The sequence below is a fragment of the Priestia sp. P5_B4 genome (assembly GCF_056400385.1).
The window spans coordinates 1-1,646 of the sequence record NZ_JBFULJ010000849.1; the positions used below are offsets into that span (position 1 = coordinate 1).

Sequence of the window (1,646 nt, forward strand, 5' to 3'; positions counted from 1 at the left end):
GCGTTTTTTTGAAGGAAGAGGAGGAGTATGATGCTTGATTTCTTGTATGATATGTTTGCAGGGGCAGGGGTATTTATTTTATTAATAATTGTGTTGCTAGTAGCGAGAACGTCAGGGAAACGCAAGAAATAGGCGGGTATAATTCCCAGTGTAAAAACCCCAAAAAAGACTAACACCACAGAATTAAACTATGATAATATATTATCCTATGAGCATAATAAATGCTCACATATGTTGTGATGAAGCGTTTTTTAGAAAGAGGGATCATCTTGAGTGGAGAAGTTCTTGTCAAGATTTTATCTCAAGCGTATGAACAAAAAAAGACATTACCAATCGTCTCATTCTCGTCTTTTTTTGAACAAAAAAAGGTGGGCTTTCGTTTAAATAACGATGTGTCCGCTGATATTATCTACCATACGCTTATGTGTATTCAGAGAAAAACGTGTGTCCAAGATGTGTTAGTGGAAGTACTAAAAGTTGATAGTCCAAGCAATGACGGGGCATTTTCTGATTGTGTATATATTTTAGCAAATGGTACAAAACAGCAAGTGAAAGAATGGGTTCAACCTTTACATCCTAAAAGAGTGAAACAAGGATATCAGCACGGGACACCCACTGATGCGCCACAGTTAAAAAATGACTACCACGTGTTTGCCGTTACTTGGTCATAAGCGTTTAACCCAAAAAACATCCTGCTGTCGCTGCAGGATGTTTTTTGTTAATAAGGATGAGCATCGTGTCCTTTTTCATTAGCTTCTTCTACCGCATCAGCAGCTTTGTTGCTCCCTAACGGTGAACCGCCTTCTTTTGGCAATTTGCCGTATGTAGGAGTCATTTCTGCTCCCATTTCAATTTCTAGGGAACCATCATCATGCATTAGAAGACCAATGCCATTTGCTACTCGATTGCCATAGTCAAAATCACATTGAGTTAAAAGCTCAATCATCTTTGTTTGAACGGTATGATGACAACATTTCAAGCCGTCTACTAAATTTTGAATAAGCTCATCACGTTCCCAGTCCTCTAGTAAACGATAGCGTTCACCTGCTTGCTTAAAGTCATTTGTACGATCAATTTTTTCTTTTTTTACATTTCCTTCAACATAAGGCTGATGAGGTTTTGGATGGTCATGCGCTTCTTGAAGACCTCCAAGAGAAGAAGGCTCGTAATTCACGTGCGGGTTCTGACCTGGAGCAGCATCTACATGATAGGCCATTTGACCGTCGCGTTGATTTGTTGCTACATGTTTTTTCGGCGCGTTAATAGGCAGCTGCAAGTAGTTTGTTCCCACCCGGTGACGCTGCGTGTCGGAATAGGAAAACGTTCTTCCTTGCAGCATTTTATCATCAGAAAAATCCAGCCCGTCTACAAGTACACCCGTACCAAATGCGACTTGCTCCGTTTCAGCAAATACGTTGCTTGGATTTTTATCTAGGACCATTTTACCTACTGGTAGAAATGGAAATTGGTCTTCCGGCCAAATTTTCGTGTCATCAAGCGGATCAAAATCCAGTTCAGGATGCTCTCCATCTTCCATGATTTGTATACAAAGTTCCCACTCGGGGTAGTTACCGCTCTCAATCGCTTCATACAAGTCTTGAGTGGCGTGACTGATATTTTTAGCTTGGATTTCTTCTGCTTGCTTT

Annotated in this window: 2 protein-coding genes; one reads left to right on the plus strand and one right to left on the minus strand. The window is 40.5% G+C overall.

Features of this window, described 5'->3' with window-relative positions:
- The first annotated feature begins 269 nt into the window (after positions 1–269).
- Positions 270–671 (plus strand): hypothetical protein, encoded by a 402-nt coding sequence (locus tag AC1DRF_RS26650; protein WP_427076006.1) that lies wholly within the window; start codon positions 270–272, stop codon positions 669–671.
- A 47-nt stretch (positions 672–718) separates the two neighbouring features.
- On the opposite strand, the gene AC1DRF_RS26655 is transcribed toward AC1DRF_RS26650, so the two are convergent.
- On the minus strand, positions 719–1,646 hold a 928-nt coding region (locus tag AC1DRF_RS26655), incomplete at its 5' end, for a catalase (protein WP_477742150.1).